The organism is Kluyvera fluvialis (assembly GCF_059725275.1).
The window spans coordinates 230984-247493 of the sequence record NZ_AP046142.1 but is presented as its reverse complement, the minus strand read 5'-3'; the positions used below and the strand labels follow the sequence as shown (position 1 = coordinate 247493).

13 protein-coding genes and 1 tRNA gene are annotated in these 16510 nt (G+C 54.2%); 5 read left to right on the top strand and 9 right to left on the bottom strand.

The window, feature by feature from the left end; all coding sequences use genetic code 11:
* Positions 1 to 155: 155 nt before the first annotated feature.
* The 3 genes from dppA to AC6I4B_RS01165 form a co-directional block, all read right to left on the bottom strand.
* Entirely contained in the window at positions 156 to 1763 is a 1608-nt protein-coding gene (gene dppA, locus AC6I4B_RS01175) for a dipeptide ABC transporter periplasmic-binding protein DppA (protein WP_497768882.1), read from the bottom strand.
* A gap of 559 nt (positions 1764 to 2322) precedes the next feature.
* Positions 2323 to 3648 carry a uracil-xanthine permease family protein gene (locus tag AC6I4B_RS01170; RefSeq protein WP_497768881.1) on the bottom strand — a complete coding sequence of 442 codons (1326 nt, stop codon included), beginning with the start codon at positions 3646 to 3648 and terminating at the stop codon, positions 2323 to 2325.
* 58 nt (positions 3649 to 3706) lie between these two features.
* Positions 3707 to 4831, bottom strand: coding sequence for an aryl-sulfate sulfotransferase (locus AC6I4B_RS01165; RefSeq protein ID WP_497768879.1), 1125 nt, complete (start codon positions 4829 to 4831; stop codon positions 3707 to 3709).
* Between the two features lie 186 nt (positions 4832 to 5017).
* Here AC6I4B_RS01165 and AC6I4B_RS01160 point away from each other — a divergent pair, with 186 nt between their 5' ends.
* On the top strand, positions 5018 to 6025 hold the full coding sequence (locus AC6I4B_RS01160) for a LacI family DNA-binding transcriptional regulator (protein ID WP_497772307.1): 1008 nt from the start codon (positions 5018 to 5020) through the stop codon (positions 6023 to 6025).
* A gap of 145 nt (positions 6026 to 6170) precedes the next feature.
* Here AC6I4B_RS01160 and AC6I4B_RS01155 read toward each other — a convergent pair.
* From AC6I4B_RS01155 to AC6I4B_RS01140, 4 genes are all read right to left on the bottom strand, one after another.
* Positions 6171 to 6247 (bottom strand) — tRNA-Pro (locus AC6I4B_RS01155).
* 80 nt (positions 6248 to 6327) lie between these two features.
* Positions 6328 to 8019 carry a kdo(2)-lipid A phosphoethanolamine 7''-transferase gene (eptB, locus tag AC6I4B_RS01150; protein ID WP_497768878.1) on the bottom strand — a complete coding sequence of 564 codons (1692 nt, stop codon included), beginning with the start codon at positions 8017 to 8019 and terminating at the stop codon, positions 6328 to 6330.
* 212 nt (positions 8020 to 8231) lie between these two features.
* Positions 8232 to 9434, bottom strand: a complete 1203-nt coding sequence (locus AC6I4B_RS01145; protein ID WP_497768876.1) for an L-lactate MFS transporter — start codon at positions 9432 to 9434, stop codon at positions 8232 to 8234.
* 171 nt (positions 9435 to 9605) lie between these two features.
* Positions 9606 to 10313 (bottom strand): autotransporter domain-containing protein, encoded by a 708-nt coding sequence (locus tag AC6I4B_RS01140; protein ID WP_497768874.1) that lies wholly within the window; start codon positions 10311 to 10313, stop codon positions 9606 to 9608.
* A 154-nt stretch (positions 10314 to 10467) separates the two neighbouring features.
* Between AC6I4B_RS01140 and tag the strand changes: the two genes are divergently transcribed.
* Together tag and AC6I4B_RS01130 are read left to right on the top strand one after the other, a co-directional pair.
* A complete protein-coding gene (tag, locus tag AC6I4B_RS01135; RefSeq protein ID WP_497768873.1) occupies positions 10468 to 11049 on the top strand; it encodes a DNA-3-methyladenine glycosylase I in 582 nt (193 codons plus the stop codon).
* Positions 11027 to 11467, top strand: coding sequence for an N-acetyltransferase (locus AC6I4B_RS01130; RefSeq protein ID WP_497768871.1), 441 nt, complete (start codon positions 11027 to 11029; stop codon positions 11465 to 11467). Before tag ends, AC6I4B_RS01130 begins: the two co-directional genes overlap by 23 nt.
* Here AC6I4B_RS01130 and AC6I4B_RS01125 read toward each other — a convergent pair.
* Positions 11436 to 13820 (bottom strand): molybdopterin guanine dinucleotide-containing S/N-oxide reductase, encoded by a 2385-nt coding sequence (locus tag AC6I4B_RS01125; protein ID WP_497768870.1) that lies wholly within the window; start codon positions 13818 to 13820, stop codon positions 11436 to 11438. The genes AC6I4B_RS01130 and AC6I4B_RS01125 overlap by 32 nt on opposite strands.
* Before the next feature lie 116 nt (positions 13821 to 13936).
* On the opposite strand from AC6I4B_RS01125, the gene AC6I4B_RS01120 reads away from it, so the two are divergent.
* Positions 13937 to 14596, top strand: a complete 660-nt coding sequence (locus AC6I4B_RS01120; RefSeq protein ID WP_497768868.1) for an OmpA family lipoprotein — start codon at positions 13937 to 13939, stop codon at positions 14594 to 14596.
* 135 nt (positions 14597 to 14731) lie between these two features.
* Positions 14732 to 15706, top strand: a complete 975-nt coding sequence (gene ghrB, locus AC6I4B_RS01115; RefSeq protein ID WP_497768867.1) for a glyoxylate/hydroxypyruvate reductase GhrB — start codon at positions 14732 to 14734, stop codon at positions 15704 to 15706.
* Between the two features lie 39 nt (positions 15707 to 15745).
* On the opposite strand, the gene AC6I4B_RS01110 is transcribed toward ghrB, so the two are convergent.
* The gene (locus AC6I4B_RS01110) at positions 15746 to 16456 is read right to left on the bottom strand and encodes a DUF3053 domain-containing protein (RefSeq protein ID WP_497768865.1); all 711 of its coding nucleotides are present in this window, start codon (positions 16454 to 16456) and stop codon (positions 15746 to 15748) included.
* Between the last annotated feature and the right edge of the window lie 54 nt (positions 16457 to 16510).

Sequence of the window (16510 nt, the reverse complement as noted above, 5' to 3'; positions counted from 1 at the left end):
CACAGGACGTCTGTATTGCTCACAACCCGCTCGAACACCGTCGCAGGTAAAGTATTACGCCGGGTAGCGCGGTGCTTATCCGGCCCACCATCGTGGGCCAGAGCAGGCACCGCGCCGCCTGGCATGGGGCGCGCAAGCACCCCATTGGGTTTTAATTATTCGACGGAGACGTTATCGAAGTGGTGTTTGCCTAATGGGTCAACCACATAGCCTTTGACTTCTTTACGCACCGGCTCGTAAACCGTGGAGTGAGCGATGATCAGCGCCGGAGCCTGGTCATGCATCACTACCTGAGCCTGTTTGTACAGTTCGATACGTTTGTTGTGATCGTCGGTCGCACGCGCCGGTTGAATCAAATCTTCAAACGGCTTGTAGCACCAGCGAGAGTAGTTAGAGCCATCTTTTGCCGCCGCACAGCTAAACAGCGTGGCGAAGAAGTTATCTGGATCCCCATTGTCACCAGTCCAGCCCATCATCACCGCCTGGTGTTCGCCCGCTTTCGCGCGCTTCAGGTATTCACCCCACTCATAGGTCACGATTTTGGCCTGGACGCCGACTTTCGCCCAGTCAGCCTGAATCATCTCAGCCATACGGCGAGCATTCGGGTTGTACGGACGCTGTACCGGCATCGCCCACAGCTCCACGGTAAAGCCTTTATCCTGGCCCGCTTCTTTCAGCAGCGCTTTGGCTTTTTCCGGGTCGTAGCTGTAGTCTTTGATGTCGTCGTTATAGCCCCACATAGTTGGTGGAATCAGGTTTTTCGCAGCAACGCCTGCCCCCTGATAAACCGCTTTGATGATCGCTTCTTTGTTAACCGCGTAGGTCAGCGCCTGACGCACTTTGACATCATCAAACGGTTTTTTCTCGGTGTTGAAGGACAGGTAGCCCACGTTCAGACCGGCCTGTTCCATCAGGTTGATGCTCTTGTCTTCTTTCATGCGCGCGATGTCTGCCGGATTCGGGTACGGCATCACCTGGCATTCATTTTTCTGCAATTTAGCGTAACGCACGGAAGCGTCAGGCGTAATGGAGAAGACCAGACGATCAATCTGCGGTTTAGTGCCCCAATAGCCAGGGAACGCTTTGTACAGAATGCGGGAGTCTTTCTGGTATTGCTGCAACTGGAACGGCCCAGTACCGATTGGGGTCAGATCCACTTTTTCCGGCGTACCGGCTTTCAGCATGTTGTCAGCATATTCTTTTGACAGAATAGAGGCGAAGTCCATCGCCAGGTCGGCGAGGAATGGAGCTTCCGGGCGAGTCAGCACGAACTGGACGGTATTATCGTCCACTTTTTTCACTTCGCTGATAAGGTCTTGCAGGCCCATGCCTTCAAAGTATTCATAGCTGCCGCCAGAGACTTTGTGGTACGGGTTTTGCGCATTTTTCTGGCGGTCGAAGGAGAAGACGATATCGTCGGCGTTCATATCACGCGTCGGTTTAAAGTCTTTGTTATCCTGCCACTTCACGCCTTTACGCAGATGGAAAGTGTAGGTTTTACCGTCTGGGCTGACATCCCACTTTTCCGCCAGACCCGGAATCACTTCCGTCGTGCCGGTTTTGAATTCAACCAGACGGTTATAAATAGGTACGGAGCTGGCATCGTATGTCGTACCAGACGTAAAGAGCTGTGGGTTAAAGCCTTCCGGCGAGCCTTCTGAACAGTAAACCAGGGTTTTAGCCTGTACGCTGGCAGCGACGGTCATGGCGACCAGGCTCAGACCCAGCTTCAGCATCCCTGACTTCTTCAAGGAAATACTCATTATTCTGCTCCATTGTGAGATGTGTTGTTTTTACCCTTTGCAGTGGGTGACATCGCCATGCCTTTATTTATTTTTTACCCGGCTTGGTCGATGTGTATGTAGAGGCGGGAATTCCATTCACTGATACGATTGAGTTGCAGCGCGGATTGTCCATGAAATGCCCCTCATGCCGTACAATCTGTCAATAGAATGTGAAAACGTCAATACAGTTATCCGGGATTTGTATTGAAGGTGAGAATAGATGGGCAAAGATTAAAAAAACTCCAGAGCCCTATTTTCAGCAGAGAAATTTATGCTATGGCCACAGAGGCAGAGTTTTGCACTTCATATTTTGCGCCAGTCAGTGATTAACATTTGGTCATAATATGAAAAATTTATTTCGATTCGCTGATTATGTGAGCGATTAATGCCGCGAACGTTAAAACGCACAGGCGAAAATGCTGAGCTTATCTATAAGCAACGTGGAAAAAGACTCGGTTATGCATATAAAAATACAATGGAATATGTCACAAAATTGTAAATGCGCAGGCCGTCATGCGGCGCGACCTGCGCAGTTAAATCAGCTTTTCACTCGCGCCTGAGCGCGCTTCTCGCTCCAGTTAAACAACGAGTTCACCATGATAGCCGTCAGGGTTCCTGCCGCCATCCCGTTACCGAAAATCATCTGTACTCCCGACGGGAAGTTTTGATACAGACCCGGCACTAAAATAGGCAGCATCCCCATCGCTAACCCCATCGCCAGCGCATAGGTTTTCCCCGGCGTGTGCAGCGACTCGCGGGAAATCATATCGATACCGATAACCCCGATAATGCTAAAAACAATCACCGCCGTACCGCACACCACTGACCCCGGCAGACAGGTTGCCAGGCGCACCAGCGGAGCGAACAGCGCTATCAGAATTAACAGCAAGCCAGCGGCCGCCGTGACGTAGCGAGACTTCACATTAGTGGTGCGCACCACGCCGATATTCTCGCCGGAGGTAATAATCAGCGAAGTACCAAAAATCCCGCCGAGCAGCGACATAATGGCGTCACCACGAATAGTACGCGGAATCGCCTCCTGAACATTCTCCTTCGAATCGACGATTTCCGCTGTAGCAATCGTTTGCCCAGTTGCTTCAGCCATAGAAATCACCGCGTAAATAAGTAACGGCAACGAGGCGGAAAGGTCGAAGATGGGCAAACCAAACGGGAACAACTGCGGCACGCTGAATAACGGCCCGTGGCTGATACCGCTAAAGTCCGTACTGCCCAGCGCCACGCCCAGGAGTGTCCCGGCTAACAGGCCGAACATCACCGCCAACTGGCGCAGAATGCCGCTAAACGCCAGCGCGAAGATAAGCGTTATCAGGATGGTTCCCAACGACAAAATAATGCTGGTGGGATGGGCAAAATCCGTGCTGCCTGGCTGGCCGATAATCAACCCGCCGTACAGGCGAATCAGGTTAATCGACACCATCAACAGCATAATGCCGATGATAAATGGCGGGAAATGGTGCAGGCAGCGGCGGAAAATTGGCAGCGCAACAAAGTAAAACAGCGACGTTAAGATAACCGCGCCAATCGCCGTCTGGATATTGGTCTGTAAGGCGATGGCGACAAAAATCGCAATCGGCGCGCCGCCCGGAACCATAATAAACGGCAGACGAGCACCGACTCCCTTGACGCCAAGGCTTTGCAGAATCGCCCCCAGCCCACACATCAAAAAGGTGGCGCTTAATACTGAAGCGGTAACGGTGTCGGTAAAATGGAGGGCTTTAGCCACAAGGAAGACGGAAGTGATGGGGGTCGCGGCGACGACCAGAACATGCTGGAACGCCAATAAGAATGTGGTTTGCCACGGTAATGCGTCGTTATCCGGCACGACAGAGCCAGGTTGCGGCATGATTGCCTCCCATAAAACATCAAAAAATAACCGCCAGCACTCAGGCTGGCGGCATGGATTATTTCAGCCAGGCAATCTCATCGGCGGCATAGCGATGCGCGCGGAAGGCGCTGTTCTGCTTGCCAGGGATAATGCCCTTGCTGAGATGTTCAGGGTATTCATTGAAGAACGGAATGATGTACTCCCACACCGTCTCACCCTGCGGCGTGACTTCAAACAGGCGGCCAAAGGCCGATTCACAGATGAAGGTGTTGCCGTTTGCCAGACGCTGTGCGCTACCCATATACGGCGAGAAGAAAGCCGGTGGGAAAATATCGCGATATTGCCAGGTAATGGCTTTGCTCTGCGGGTCAAACTCCAGCACGGTAGAGTGCGGAGAGGTCACGCCAGGGCGCAGGTTGCCGTTATCAAATACCAGAATCGAGCCGTTTTCCATTTCAACCGGAGTGTGCTGCTGCGCCACGATATCTGGCCCCGCGTGCCACACTACTTTGCCGCTGTCTTTGGCGACAGCAATCACGCCGGAGGTCGTGCGCAGGCTCATCAGTACCAGGCCATCGCGGGTCACTGACAGGCCGTTGATCATCGGCCAATGGCGACGGTCGAAGATATCATGCAGCGGGAAATCTTCTGGCTTCAGGTGTTCCCAGGCACGCCATTCCCACACCACTTCACCGTCGCGGTTCACTTCTTTCACCACGTCACTCTGGATAATGCCGTCTGGCGCATCGCGACGCGGGTCACCGCCGGTTACGCGGGCAGCAATATCAGCAGGGAGCGGCGCGGCAGCGGTGTACAGTAAGTTGCCGTTCGCCAGCCACTGCGCGTCATGGTGGTGGAAAATGTCTTCGTAGTGCCAAACGATTTCGTTATCGGGCGTGACTTCGTAGAAATCACCGCCGTGCCAGAGATCCCACGCTGGATAGAGGTTGGCAGACGTTGGATGGCTGCCGTTATATCCCAGATTGCCATTTGGCAGCAGTACCGCATCGCGCCCTGCGCGAACCGGTAATTGCCACTGATGCGCCACTTCGCCCTGTTCATCAACCAGATAAACTCGCCCTTCCGCCGTTTGCGGAGCAAAGAGCGTATAGCCGCCAAAACTTTTTTCTTTATCAATAAATGTCAGCCCGGTTGGGCGGCGTCCAAGTGTAAAAGTCGAATCCTGAGTAAAGTGTGCCACGTAGCCTCCTGAGGAAGAAATTTGCCTAAAAATACCCCATTAAAACGTTTTAATGAAGAAAAATTTCTTATAATCGACGAGCCTTGCGCGCAGTAGCTCACGCGGCGTGAAGGTGAAATGTGGTAAAAAGTCATCGCAAAACAAATATGTTACCCTGTGAATAAAGACCCCGAGGCCGAGACGCAGATGCCTGCTCAAGATAAAAAACGCGCGAAATTAATTGATGTAGCCCGCCATGCTGGCGTGTCGCCGGGGACGGTATCCAATGCGTTGCACAACACCCGTTTTGTCGAGCCGGAAACACGGCGGCGGATTGAAGAAGCGATTAAGGCACTGAACTACACGCCTAATATTCGCGCTCGCCAATTACGTACCGGCAAGACCAATACCATTGCGCTGCTTTCTTCTTTACCCCAGACCATTGCGTCTGGTGCCTCCCGGCTGGGCTTTATGATGGAGGTCGCGCTGACCTCCGCCACGATGGCGCTGGATAAACAACATGCGTTGATTCTGGTTCCTCCGGGCGCAAACCCGTTGGATGCAGTCAGTTTTGATGCCGCTATTTTGATTGAACCGGCGGCAGACGACCCGCAGCTTAAGGCGCTGGCGCAGGCCGGGATCCCGTGCGTGACCATTGGTCGCACGCCGGACAGCGATACGCCTGCCCCGTGGGTTGAGTTGCATTCGGCGGCGACGGCCCAGCGCCTGTTGGCACATTTAGCTGACTCTGGCACGCGACAATGCGCGCTGTTTGTGGGTAATACGCGACGCACATCTACGTTGGAAACGGAAGCGGCCTACCGCGAGTGGTGTCAGGGTAAGCAAGAGCCGGTGATTTACTATCTCAATGAGCATGAGGGTGAAAGCGCTGGCTATCAGGCAGCACGTCAGTTACGGCAGGAGCATCCCGATGTCGATGGTGCGCTGGTGTTGATAGATACCTTTGCCAGCGGTGCGGTGCGGGCTTTTCAGGAGATGGCGGTGGCCATCCCGCAGCAAATGCGGCTCGCCACGCGTTACGATGGTATCCGGGCGCGGGAGTCGTTGCCGCCGTTAACCGCAGTGAATATGCATCTTGATGAGGTTGCACGGCAGGCTATCACGCTGTTATTTGACGTGCTGGCAGGCAACACTGTGAGCCATAGCGAAGGGGTAATGCCGGAGTTGGTCGTGCGTGCATCAACTCGCCAGTGACGGCAATCGCCTGATGGCGCTGCTTTGTAGGCCGGATAAGGCGTTTACGCAGCCATCCGGCAATTCGCACCATTCTGCCTGATGGCGCTACGCTTACCAGGCCTACAAACGCAAAAAAGCCTGCTTGAAGCAGGCTTTTTGAATCTGGTCGGTGATAGAGGATTCGAACCTCCGACCCCTTCGTCCCGAACGAAGTGCGCTACCAGGCTGCGCCAATCACCGGATGCGACGGATCTTACTGCTGCGATTTCCGGTCGTCAATCCCTTACTTTATGAAAGCCTTTTGCCCGGTGAGAAGCCCATTATCGCGCCGTGTTGCTGGCTTCGGGAACGTGACACCAGTTGTTGCGCTGGTTAATTCCACCGTCCGGCGAGGTGTATCCGAGGCAGCCCATAATGGTGTCGTAAAGCTCGACATGACGCTTCGGTTGCTTCATAGCCGCCTGCTGTTGCAGCCAGGCGAATGACTTCGCGTGGTCTGGGTTTTGCAGATACTTATCCGACATCCACACCAGCATTGGCACGCGGAACTGCTCCGGTGGCGCCATCTTGCGCGGCGTTCCATGTAAACGTTCACGTTCGTTAATCGACTCTCCGTGATCGGCAGCGAAGAAAACAATCGCCTTTTTATCACGCAGTTTATCGAAAATGTTCACCAGGAAATGATCGACATAGGTTATCGAGTTATCGTAGGAGTTAATCAGCTCCGTCTTGCTGCATTTGTCGTCAACGTTCACGCATTCCGGCTTCCACTGCGCGAAATTACGCGGGTAGCGCTGGGTATAGTTAAAGTGCGAACCTTTGGTGTGGAAAATGATCAGGTGCTTACCGCCAGCGCTGTTACGTGCCAGCACATTGGTCATCTCATCAGCCAGCAGCATATCGTCCACGCTTTTGCCACGGTTACGCGGCTCTGCGCCAATCTGTTCGCGGTAAGCAATGTTGTTCGCCATCGTGTTGCTGTAAAACCACAGCTCGCTTTGCATCGCCAGCAGGTCGCCGGTAAAACCAAGCTGATGCAGTACCGCAAACACATTCTGCTCTTTTACCGTGCGCTGCGGGTTATCACTCGCGCCGCCTTCACGGACAAACATGCAGCGCAGCGAAAGCTTGGTCGCGGTGTCGCAGGAATACCCGCGAAACGCCACCAGGTTCTTCTCTTTTGCCAGCTTCGGCGTGGTATTGCGCTCGTAGCCAAACAGGCTCATATGATCCCAACGCGTCGTTTCGCCGATGATAAAGACCACATAAGTGTCATCGAGATCTTTCGGTGCGACATAGGTGAATTTTTTCGTCGGGTCGATAAGCTCCCGCGTATCGGAGGACTCATCGATTTGCGTCCAGCCATACAACCCCAGCGCCGACGCCCAATTGCTTGGCAGGTAGGAGTTCGCCAGCACGCCGCCGTAGCTCGGCAGGTCCACCTGAGAGAGGCGTTCAGAATCTTTCAGATGGAGTTCCATCAGGCGAATCGGCCCCCATACCAACAGCGCTGGCAAGAGCACCATCGCCACACCGCGCAAACGCTGCCCTGGCGTGAGGATCTGCTGCAACAGCGTGTCGCGCGCGCGGTTAAACCAGATGAAAATCAGCGGCACAATGCTGGTTAACACCAGCCACGAAATGAAATGCCAGCCAACGACCTCTTTCGATAAATCGACGTCGGTGGTCATCACCGAGGCCACAATGCCGTAGCCAATCACCACGCTCAGATTGGTCATGTAATAGCTGGCGCCGGCGGAAATCAGCACCACCAGCGTCGCCAGCACTTTCCACAGCCAGCGCCCCGTGATTGATAAAAGGCGAAACAGGAAGAAAGCCGTCAGTACAGTACCGACAAGCTCAATAATGATGAAAATCCCTTTCTCGACACTAAAATCTTGCAGATACCCTTCAAACCGACGAACTAACACGGAATAGTTGAGAAACCAGCCGATGTAAACCGCCAGCAGCATACTCAACGTCTGCTGGGACATCGCTTTTATACATTTCATGCGTAAAACCCTGGAAAGAGGGAAAACAAAAAAACGGGCTATAAATTTCGCAATTCATAGCCAGTTAATATATGCGTAGAGCCACAACGGCCTCATTTGCAAGCGCGGTCAGTAGACAACAAGAAAGGGGAAAAGTATTCGTTTAGGATGTGAATTGGCCAAATATTTTTGTAAATATTTGGCCAGGTTAGATTAAAAAGTAGAGGAATATTTTACGCGTGCGCGTGGTGCAGTACTTCACTTTTTGGCTGGCGAATGGTGGTAGACAGCGCCAGGGAAATAATCAACAACGCGAATATGACGCAGAAGGTAACGTAGAAGCCGCCAAACAGTGAAGCAATCAGCGAGCCACAGATACTACCGATACCGAAGCCCAGATAAATCACACCGTAGTTTTTCGCCAGGTTGTTAAGGCCAAAGAACTCACTGACCAGCGATGGGAAGACGGTGATAGTACCGCCGAAGTTAAAGGCAACACAGGCGATTGCCGCAAAGAAAGTGACTTCGTTCAATGGCGCAAACAGTAGCGCCGCCATACCCACCAGCGAAATAATCTGGCCAATCGTAATGACGCGGATACGGGAGATTTTATCAGACAAGATACCCAGCACCAGGCGACCACTCAGGTTCGCAATGGAGATAACGGTTACCGCATTCGCCGCTGTAGACAAATCCAAATGCACCATGCCCTGGGCGATATCTTTTGCCACGCCGATAACATACAGGCCGCTCATGCAAGCCGTCAGGAACATCACCGCCAGCATCCAGTACTGTGGTTTGCGCATTGATTCAGCCAGCGTAAAGTCGTTTTCAACGACACCGTTACGGCTGACAACTTCCTGATTCGGCGCGTCTTTCATCAACATCGCACCGAAGACAATCATCACCAGCACGATAGCGCCCCAGATCATAAAGGTTTTTTCGAGGCCGACAGTCTCCAGCAGGTGGCTATCGATAAACTTGAAACCCAGGCTGCCCAGGCCATAAGAACCAATCGCAAAGGCAGAAATCAGCCCTTTACGCTCCGGGAACCATTTCACGCAGTTAGAGAGCGTCAGCAGATATCCAGCGCCATCGGCCAGGCCGACAATCACACCGGCGCTCAGCCACAGCATCATCAGGCTATTTGCGTGGGCGGTGAGGAAGAAGCCAACACCCAGCAAAATACCGGAAGCGATAGTGACGTGTTTAACGCCAAAACGTTCCTGTAATTTACCGGCGACGGAAGAAGAAATGGCCAGGCCCAGGCTTAACAAGCCGAAGGAGAACGCCACCTGGCTGACCGAGGTATCCAGCTTGCTGGACAGCGCACTGTTAAACAGGCTCCATGTATAGACAGAACCTAAAGCGAATTGGGTAATAATGGTGCCGATCAGGGTCAGCCAGCGGGTATGATTTTGGGTTGCAGCGTTCATGATGAAAGTGCCTTCTTGAATTAACTGTGGCCAACGATAACGAAGTTCGCATTTTCGCTGGCCGAAAAAGGCATGAAATGCATTCAGTGCGGAATGAAATGCATCATAAACGGCATGAATGACATGATGAGAAATGCAGCACTGCATTAATTCATCATACAAATGTAACTATCAGAAGCGGGCGCTGACGCCCATCGTGTAGAAATAGTTCATGCCAACCGACATATTATCCGCCTGCGACAGTGCCGCGTAGGCAGCCAAATGTGAATTGAGTAACATGTCTGCGCCGACGGTAACATCCACCCAGTTCCCGTCCTGCGTGGTGGTTGGCATCCGGGTTAAACCCGATTGTGCCTTCCATTGGTTCTCACCAAACTGTTGGTTATAGCTCACCTGTGCCCAGGGGCGAATGCCCTGCCAGGGATGTGAATCCACCCGCCAGCCCAGCGTGCTTACGCTGGCGTGCCAGAGGGGGTCGGTCTGCGATGAAGCGGGCAACGTGTCGCCAAATTCACTCCACATAAAGCCCGGAGAGCCGTCATAACGCCATGCGGCGACCGGCCCCGTGGTCACGCCGTTGAGCAGCGGAAAATTCCAGCCGACGCTCATGGTTTTGGTCGTATCTAAAGGCGTGGCGTCTGGTATCGCGGTATTCAGCCCTGCGCCTGCCTGCACCGCTTCAATACGTTCCGCCAGGATGTCATCGTAGCGTGGTTGGTGATCGCTATCCCATGTATAGCGTTCCGCAGTATTACTTTGTGAGTCGGTCACGATATATTCTTGTTGCCAGGCACTCACGTGTGGTGAAAATAACATCCACACGAAACCCGATGCCGGCGCAGCACATCGCCAGAAGCCATTGCATTTCTTATTATTCATTAAGTGACCCCAGAAAGAGCCCGTTTCGGCAGTTATTGTTATGTTTTAAGGGTAAGATCCCTGTAATAACTATTGCCTCTTTATGACCGGCGTCAAGCGAAGTGCAGGGTTTTATTCTGATGCATCAGCCATCGACAAAAACAGGGAGAATGACATGCAGCGTTGCGGTTGGGTAAGCCAAGACCCACTTTATATCGCCTATCACGATACCGAGTGGGGCGTCGCCGAAAAAGACAATCAGAAGCTGTTTGAGATGATTTGCCTGGAAGGGCAGCAGGCCGGGCTTTCCTGGATAACGGTGCTGAAAAAGCGCGAAAACTATCGCCGCGCCTTCCATCAGTTCGACCCGGTAAACGTGGCGGCAATGACAGAAGAAGACGTGGAGCGGCTGGTGCTGGATGCCGGTATTATCCGCCACCGTGGGAAAATTCAGGCCATTATCGGCAACGCGCGAGCATTCCTGACGATGGAAGCCAACGGTGAGTCGTTTAATGAATTTGTTTGGTCGTTCGTTGAGGGGACGCCGGTCGTGACTCAGGCGGCAACACTTAGCGAAATCCCTACCTCAACACCCGCTTCAGATGCGCTGTCTAAGGCACTGAAAAAACGCGGCTTTAAGTTCGTTGGCAGCACAATTTGTTATTCCTTCATGCAAGCCTGTGGGTTGGTCAATGACCATGTGACAGACTGCTTCTGCCATCCTGGAGTTCAGCATGATAAGAAAATGGGACACTAATCAGTACGCGCCATTACTCGATTTATGGCTGGAAAGTACCACCTACGCCCACCCGTTTATTGCCGAGCAGTATTGGCATGAGAGCCTGGCAATTGTGCGCGACACTTACCTGCCCGCAGCCGAAACATGGGTTTGGGAGGAAGGTCAGCGCCTTAAAGGGTTTGTTAGCGTGATTGAGGCGCGCTTCGTTGGCGCGCTCTTTGTTGCGCCGCAGGCTATTCATCACGGCATTGGCAGCGCGCTGCTTAGCGTCGTGAAGCAGCACTTTTCCGCGCTAAGCCTGGAGGTGTACCAGAAAAACTGCCGAGCGGTGAATTTCTACCACGCGCAGGGTTTTCGTATCGAAGACAGCGCGTGGCAGGAAGAGACTCGGCATCCAACCTGGATCATGCATTGGCAGGCGGATCAAACGCTGTAAGCGTAAGCGACGGGCCGTTATATTTCTCAACCCATGCCAGCGCCGTGTTTCCGGCGCAGCCGTTCCCCAGCCGTGAGCTGGGGATATCTTTGGTGAGCACATTCACCGCGCCATTTTTGCAAATCCCCCCAGCCTTGAGGTCTAAATCCGGCCATGCGCCTTCGTGCAGGCAAATCACGCCAGGTTTAATCCCTTCGCTTATCACCGCCCCTGCCAGCACTTGCCCACGGTGATTCCACACGCGCACGATATCGCCATCGTTAATCTGCCGCGCCTGTGCATCTTGCGGATGTAGCGTTAACGGCTCGCGCCCCGCCACCGCATAACGCTCGCGCAACGCGGTGTGATTCAGTTGGCTGTGTAAACGGTGCGCCGGATGCGCCGACAACAGTTGAAGCTGCCCTTCTTGCGCGTTGCCGTGCCATTCATCTGGCTCCAGCCACATCGGGTGCGGCGGGCAGTCGGCGTACTGGAAGCGGGCAATCCGCTCAGAATAGATTTCGATTTTGCCACTTGGCGTTTGCAGCGGATTGGCCTGCGGGTCTGCGCGAAATGCACTAAAGCGCACGAAAGCGGCGTGCTGCTCGCTTTCCGGCATTTCAATCAACGTATTGGCCTGCCAGAAGTGTTCAAACGGTGGCAGCGTGACCTGCTGGCTGACTCCGCGCTGTGCCGCGATGTTGTAGAACGTTTCCAGCCATTGCAGCTCGCTTTTACCTTCGGTAAAACGCGCCCTGCCACCGGCTTCCCAGCGCTCGGACAGCTCGGCAAACACCGTAAAATCATCACGGGCTTCGCCTTGCGGCATCACCACGCGTTTCATCGGCACTAGATGCTGGTTACTGTAGTCGCCGGTCATGGTCAGGTCGTTGCGTTCAAACGAGGTGGTGGCAGGCAGGACGATATCCGCATGGCGCGCCGCTGCCGTCCAGTTGCACTCGGAAATAATCACCAGCTCCGGCTTTTGCCATGCGCGAATCAGCCGGTTGGTATCCTGATGATGGGTAAAGTTAGCGCCCCCCGCCCACCACACCAGGCGAATGTCCGGGAAGTGGCGATCCATACCGTTATGTTGGTAAGGCGCGCCGGGGTTTTCCAGCGCTTCGACAATGCGCGCCACGGGAATTTTATCGACGGCATCCACCCCCCCCGTTACCGTGCCTTGCATGGAAGCCAGCACCGCCGAACGGCGAGTGGGGTTGCCGCCGTTGGCAAAATGGTAAGAAAGCCCAAAGCCGCCGCCCGGCGTGCCGATTTGCCCCAGCATTGCCGCCAACGTCACCAACATCCAGTGCTTTTGCTCACCAAACTGCTGGCGCTGCATTCCCCAACCGGACATTAGCATAGTGGTGTTTTGCTGGAAAACGGCTGCCAGTTCGCGGATTTTTGCCGCATTCACGCCACAGATAGCCGACGCCCATTCGGCGGTTTTGGCTTCGCCGTCGGTTTTGCCTTGCAGATAATCGGCGAATATCGGGAAACCGGTGGTATAACGCGCCAAAAAGTCGGCATCGTGCCAGTTATTGACCAGCAAGGTATGCGCAATACCCAGCATCATCGCCACATCCGTGCCCATATGCGGCGCAATCCACTCGATCGCATCACCGAAGAAATCGACGGTTTCAGAGCGCATAGGATCGATACAGACCAACCGCTTACCGCTTTGGCGCAGTTGTTCAAAATAGGGCAGCCCTTGTTCATCGGATGCGTTCCAGGAAATTTTCAGCGTGTTCAGCGGATTCGCGCTCCATAGCACCACAACATCCGTATGCTCCAGTACCATCGGCCAGCTCGTTTGCTGCTGATAAACTTCATTGCCGCCCACCACGTGCGGCATAATCGCCTGCGCCGCGCCGGTAGAATAATCCCCCAGATGCCCGGTGTAGCCGCCCGCCAGGCTCATATAGCGCTGAAGCAGTGTCGCCGCTTTATGCAGCACGCCGTTGGATCGCCAGCCGTATGAGCCAGCAAAAATAGACGCTAGCCCATAGCTTTCACGAATGCGTCGATGCTGCTGGTCGATTAACGCAAGCGCATCGTCCCAGCTCACCCGCACAAACTCATCCTGCCCACGAATACCTTGCGGGCTATCTGGCGAGGCCAAAAAGCCCTTACGCACCATCGGATAACGAATGCGCGTTTTGCTGTGCACTTGATCACGCACCACGCTTTGCAGCGAATTAGTAAACGACGTTTGTAACGCGCCACGCGAAGAAAGTACGCGTTCACCGTCGGTTTCAACCCACATCGGCCCCCAATGGGCGGCGGTGAGGACAGTTTTCGTGGTCGCTGAATTTGCCAAAGCGTGCTCCTGGATAAGCTGATGCAGGTGATGTGGCGATGTTTTCTCCATCGCTCAATGTTTTTTACAAAATGACAGAATCTTCGGGGAATTTTCGCCATATTTGAGCGTCATAATCAACCGCCACACCTGCCGTGGTAAAGAATAAAAAGGATTAAGGACATAAGATGAAAAAACGCATGATTATGATTGCTGCCCTGGTAAGCGGCGCGCTGGCAGTTTCCGGCTGTACGACCAACCCGTATACCGGTGAAAGCGAAGCAAGCAAAACCGGCATTGGCGCAGGCCTCGGCACGCTCGTCGGTGCGGGTATCGGTGCGCTAGCATCATCAAAACACGACCGTGGCAAAGGCGCGTTGATTGGCGCCGCAGCCGGTGCTGCCGTCGGTGGCGGCGTCGGTTATTACATGGATGCCCAGGAAGCCAAGCTACGGCAGAAACTGCAAGGCACTGGCGTGAGCGTGACGCGTAATGGCGATAACATCGTGTTGAACATGCCCAATAATGTCACTTTCGATAGCTCATCTGCCAACCTGAAACCAGCGGGGGCCAATACGCTGGTCGGCGTGGCGATGGTGCTGAAAGAGTACGAGAAAACCGCAGTGAACGTGGTGGGCTATACCGATAGCACCGGTAGCCAACAGTTGAACATGAAACTGTCGCAGCAGCGCGCCGATTCCGTTGCCAGCTCGCTGATTACCCAGGGCGTTGCGGCCTCACGTATCCGTACCACCGGTATGGGCCCGGCGAATCCTATCGCCAGCAACAGCACTGAAGCTGGTAAAGCGCAAAACCGTCGCGTTGAAATTACCTTAAGCCCGCTGTAATCCCGCTACCGGGCGGCGTTCATGCTGCCCGGTTCCCCACCTCCCCTATTTTGTGGGCTGGCACTTTATCCCTCACTGTGGGATTGTTAAGCCTGCTAACGATCCACCCTTCATCCTGCCATTCTGGAGATATCCATGAAGCCGTCCGTTATTCTCTACAAACCCCTGCCTGATGATTTAGTGCAACGCCTCAACGAACATTTTGCCGTGACCCAGGTTGCTGACCTGCATCCGGACACCGTTCGTCAGCACGCCGACGCGTTCGCTCAGGCAGAAGGGTTATTAGGCTCCAGCGAAGCTGTTGGCAACGCCCTGCTGGAGAAAATGCCGAAACTACGCGCCACGTCGACAATTTCTGTGGGCTACGATAATTTCGACGTTGCTGCGCTTAACGCACGTCGGGTGCTGCTGATGCACACGCCAACGGTGCTGACAGAAACCGTCGCCGATACCTTAATGGCGCTGGTGCTGAGCACCGCCCGCCGCGTGGTAGAAGTGGCCAATCGCGTGAAAGCCGGTGAATGGACTCAGGGCATCGGCCCGGACTGGTTTGGCACAGACGTGCACCACAAAACGCTGGGTATCGTGGGGATGGGGCGTATCGGTATGGCGCTTGCCCAGCGCGCGCATTTTGGCTTCAACATGCCGATTTTGTATAACGCTCGCCGCGTTCATCCACAGGCGGAGGAGCGCTTTAACGCCCGTTACTGCGACTTAACTATGCTATTAGCCGAGGCTGATTTTGTCTGCCTGATCCTGCCGTTAACCGCAGAAACCCATCATCTGTTTGGCGCAGAGCAATTTGCCAAAATGAAGTCGTCAGCCATCTTTATCAATGCGGGGCGTGGCCCGGTTGTCGATGAGAATGCGCTGGTTGCCGCGCTGCAAAACGGCGAGATTCATGCTGCGGGTCTGGATGTCTTTGAGCAAGAGCCGCTACCAGTGGATTCACCGCTGCTGACGCTGCCAAACGTGGTGGCGCTGCCGCATATTGGCTCAGCCACCCACGAGACGCGCTACAACATGGCGGCCTGTGCGGTCGATAACCTGATTGATGCACTACAAGGGAAGGTCGAGAAGAACTGTGTGAACCCGCAAGTTGCGGGGTGAGCGCGCGCTGCCCGGCGAAATACCGGGCAGCAATAACACTTAGTTGGTGGCGTTAACCGCCGCAGTCCAGGCCTGACTAAACGCCTGATGCTGCGCTGCCAGTGGGCCAATCAGCGTGTTGTACTGACTTGCCTGCTGTGACGTTGGGAACTGAATACCGTTGGCGACAAAGCTTACCTGCGTACCCTGCTGCGCCACGAAATCCCCCACCTGTACAAGCTGCTGGGTGAAAATCTGGGCGGCTGGGATCAGCGGTTGCAGCGCTTCGGCTGGCGCGGTGACCACTTTGCTGTACACCTGGTCAAACACCGGTTTCAGATCATCAGCCTGTTTCAGTGCGGCATGTGCGGCATCGGCCTGCATTTTCGCATTCTGCAACTGCTGGCTCAGAACACCCAGTGAACCATTTGCCTGACGCAGCGGTTCGCGCTGAGTCATATAATCCTGCGGTACGCGAATCGCGTTAACGCTATCGACAACCGGGCGTAAACCCGCGTCCATCGCCTGGCTCACCTGCTGCGAATAGCCATAAATGACGGCATAATCGGAAACAAACGGCCCGAACTGTTTTTTCTGGTCAGCGGTCAGCGTCGGCAGGCGTTCACCGCCACGCATCACCGTATTCTGTAGGAAATCGACGAATGCTTTACGCTGATCGCCTTCCTTATCAAAACACCCACTCAGGCTAACAACCATCAATAACGCCGCAATCGGCGCAAACCAGCGAGAGCAGGACTTTCCTGTCGCCATTTTATTACTCCTTCAGCCAAAAAATGCGCAAACCGGCACACGCGTGCCTAACGC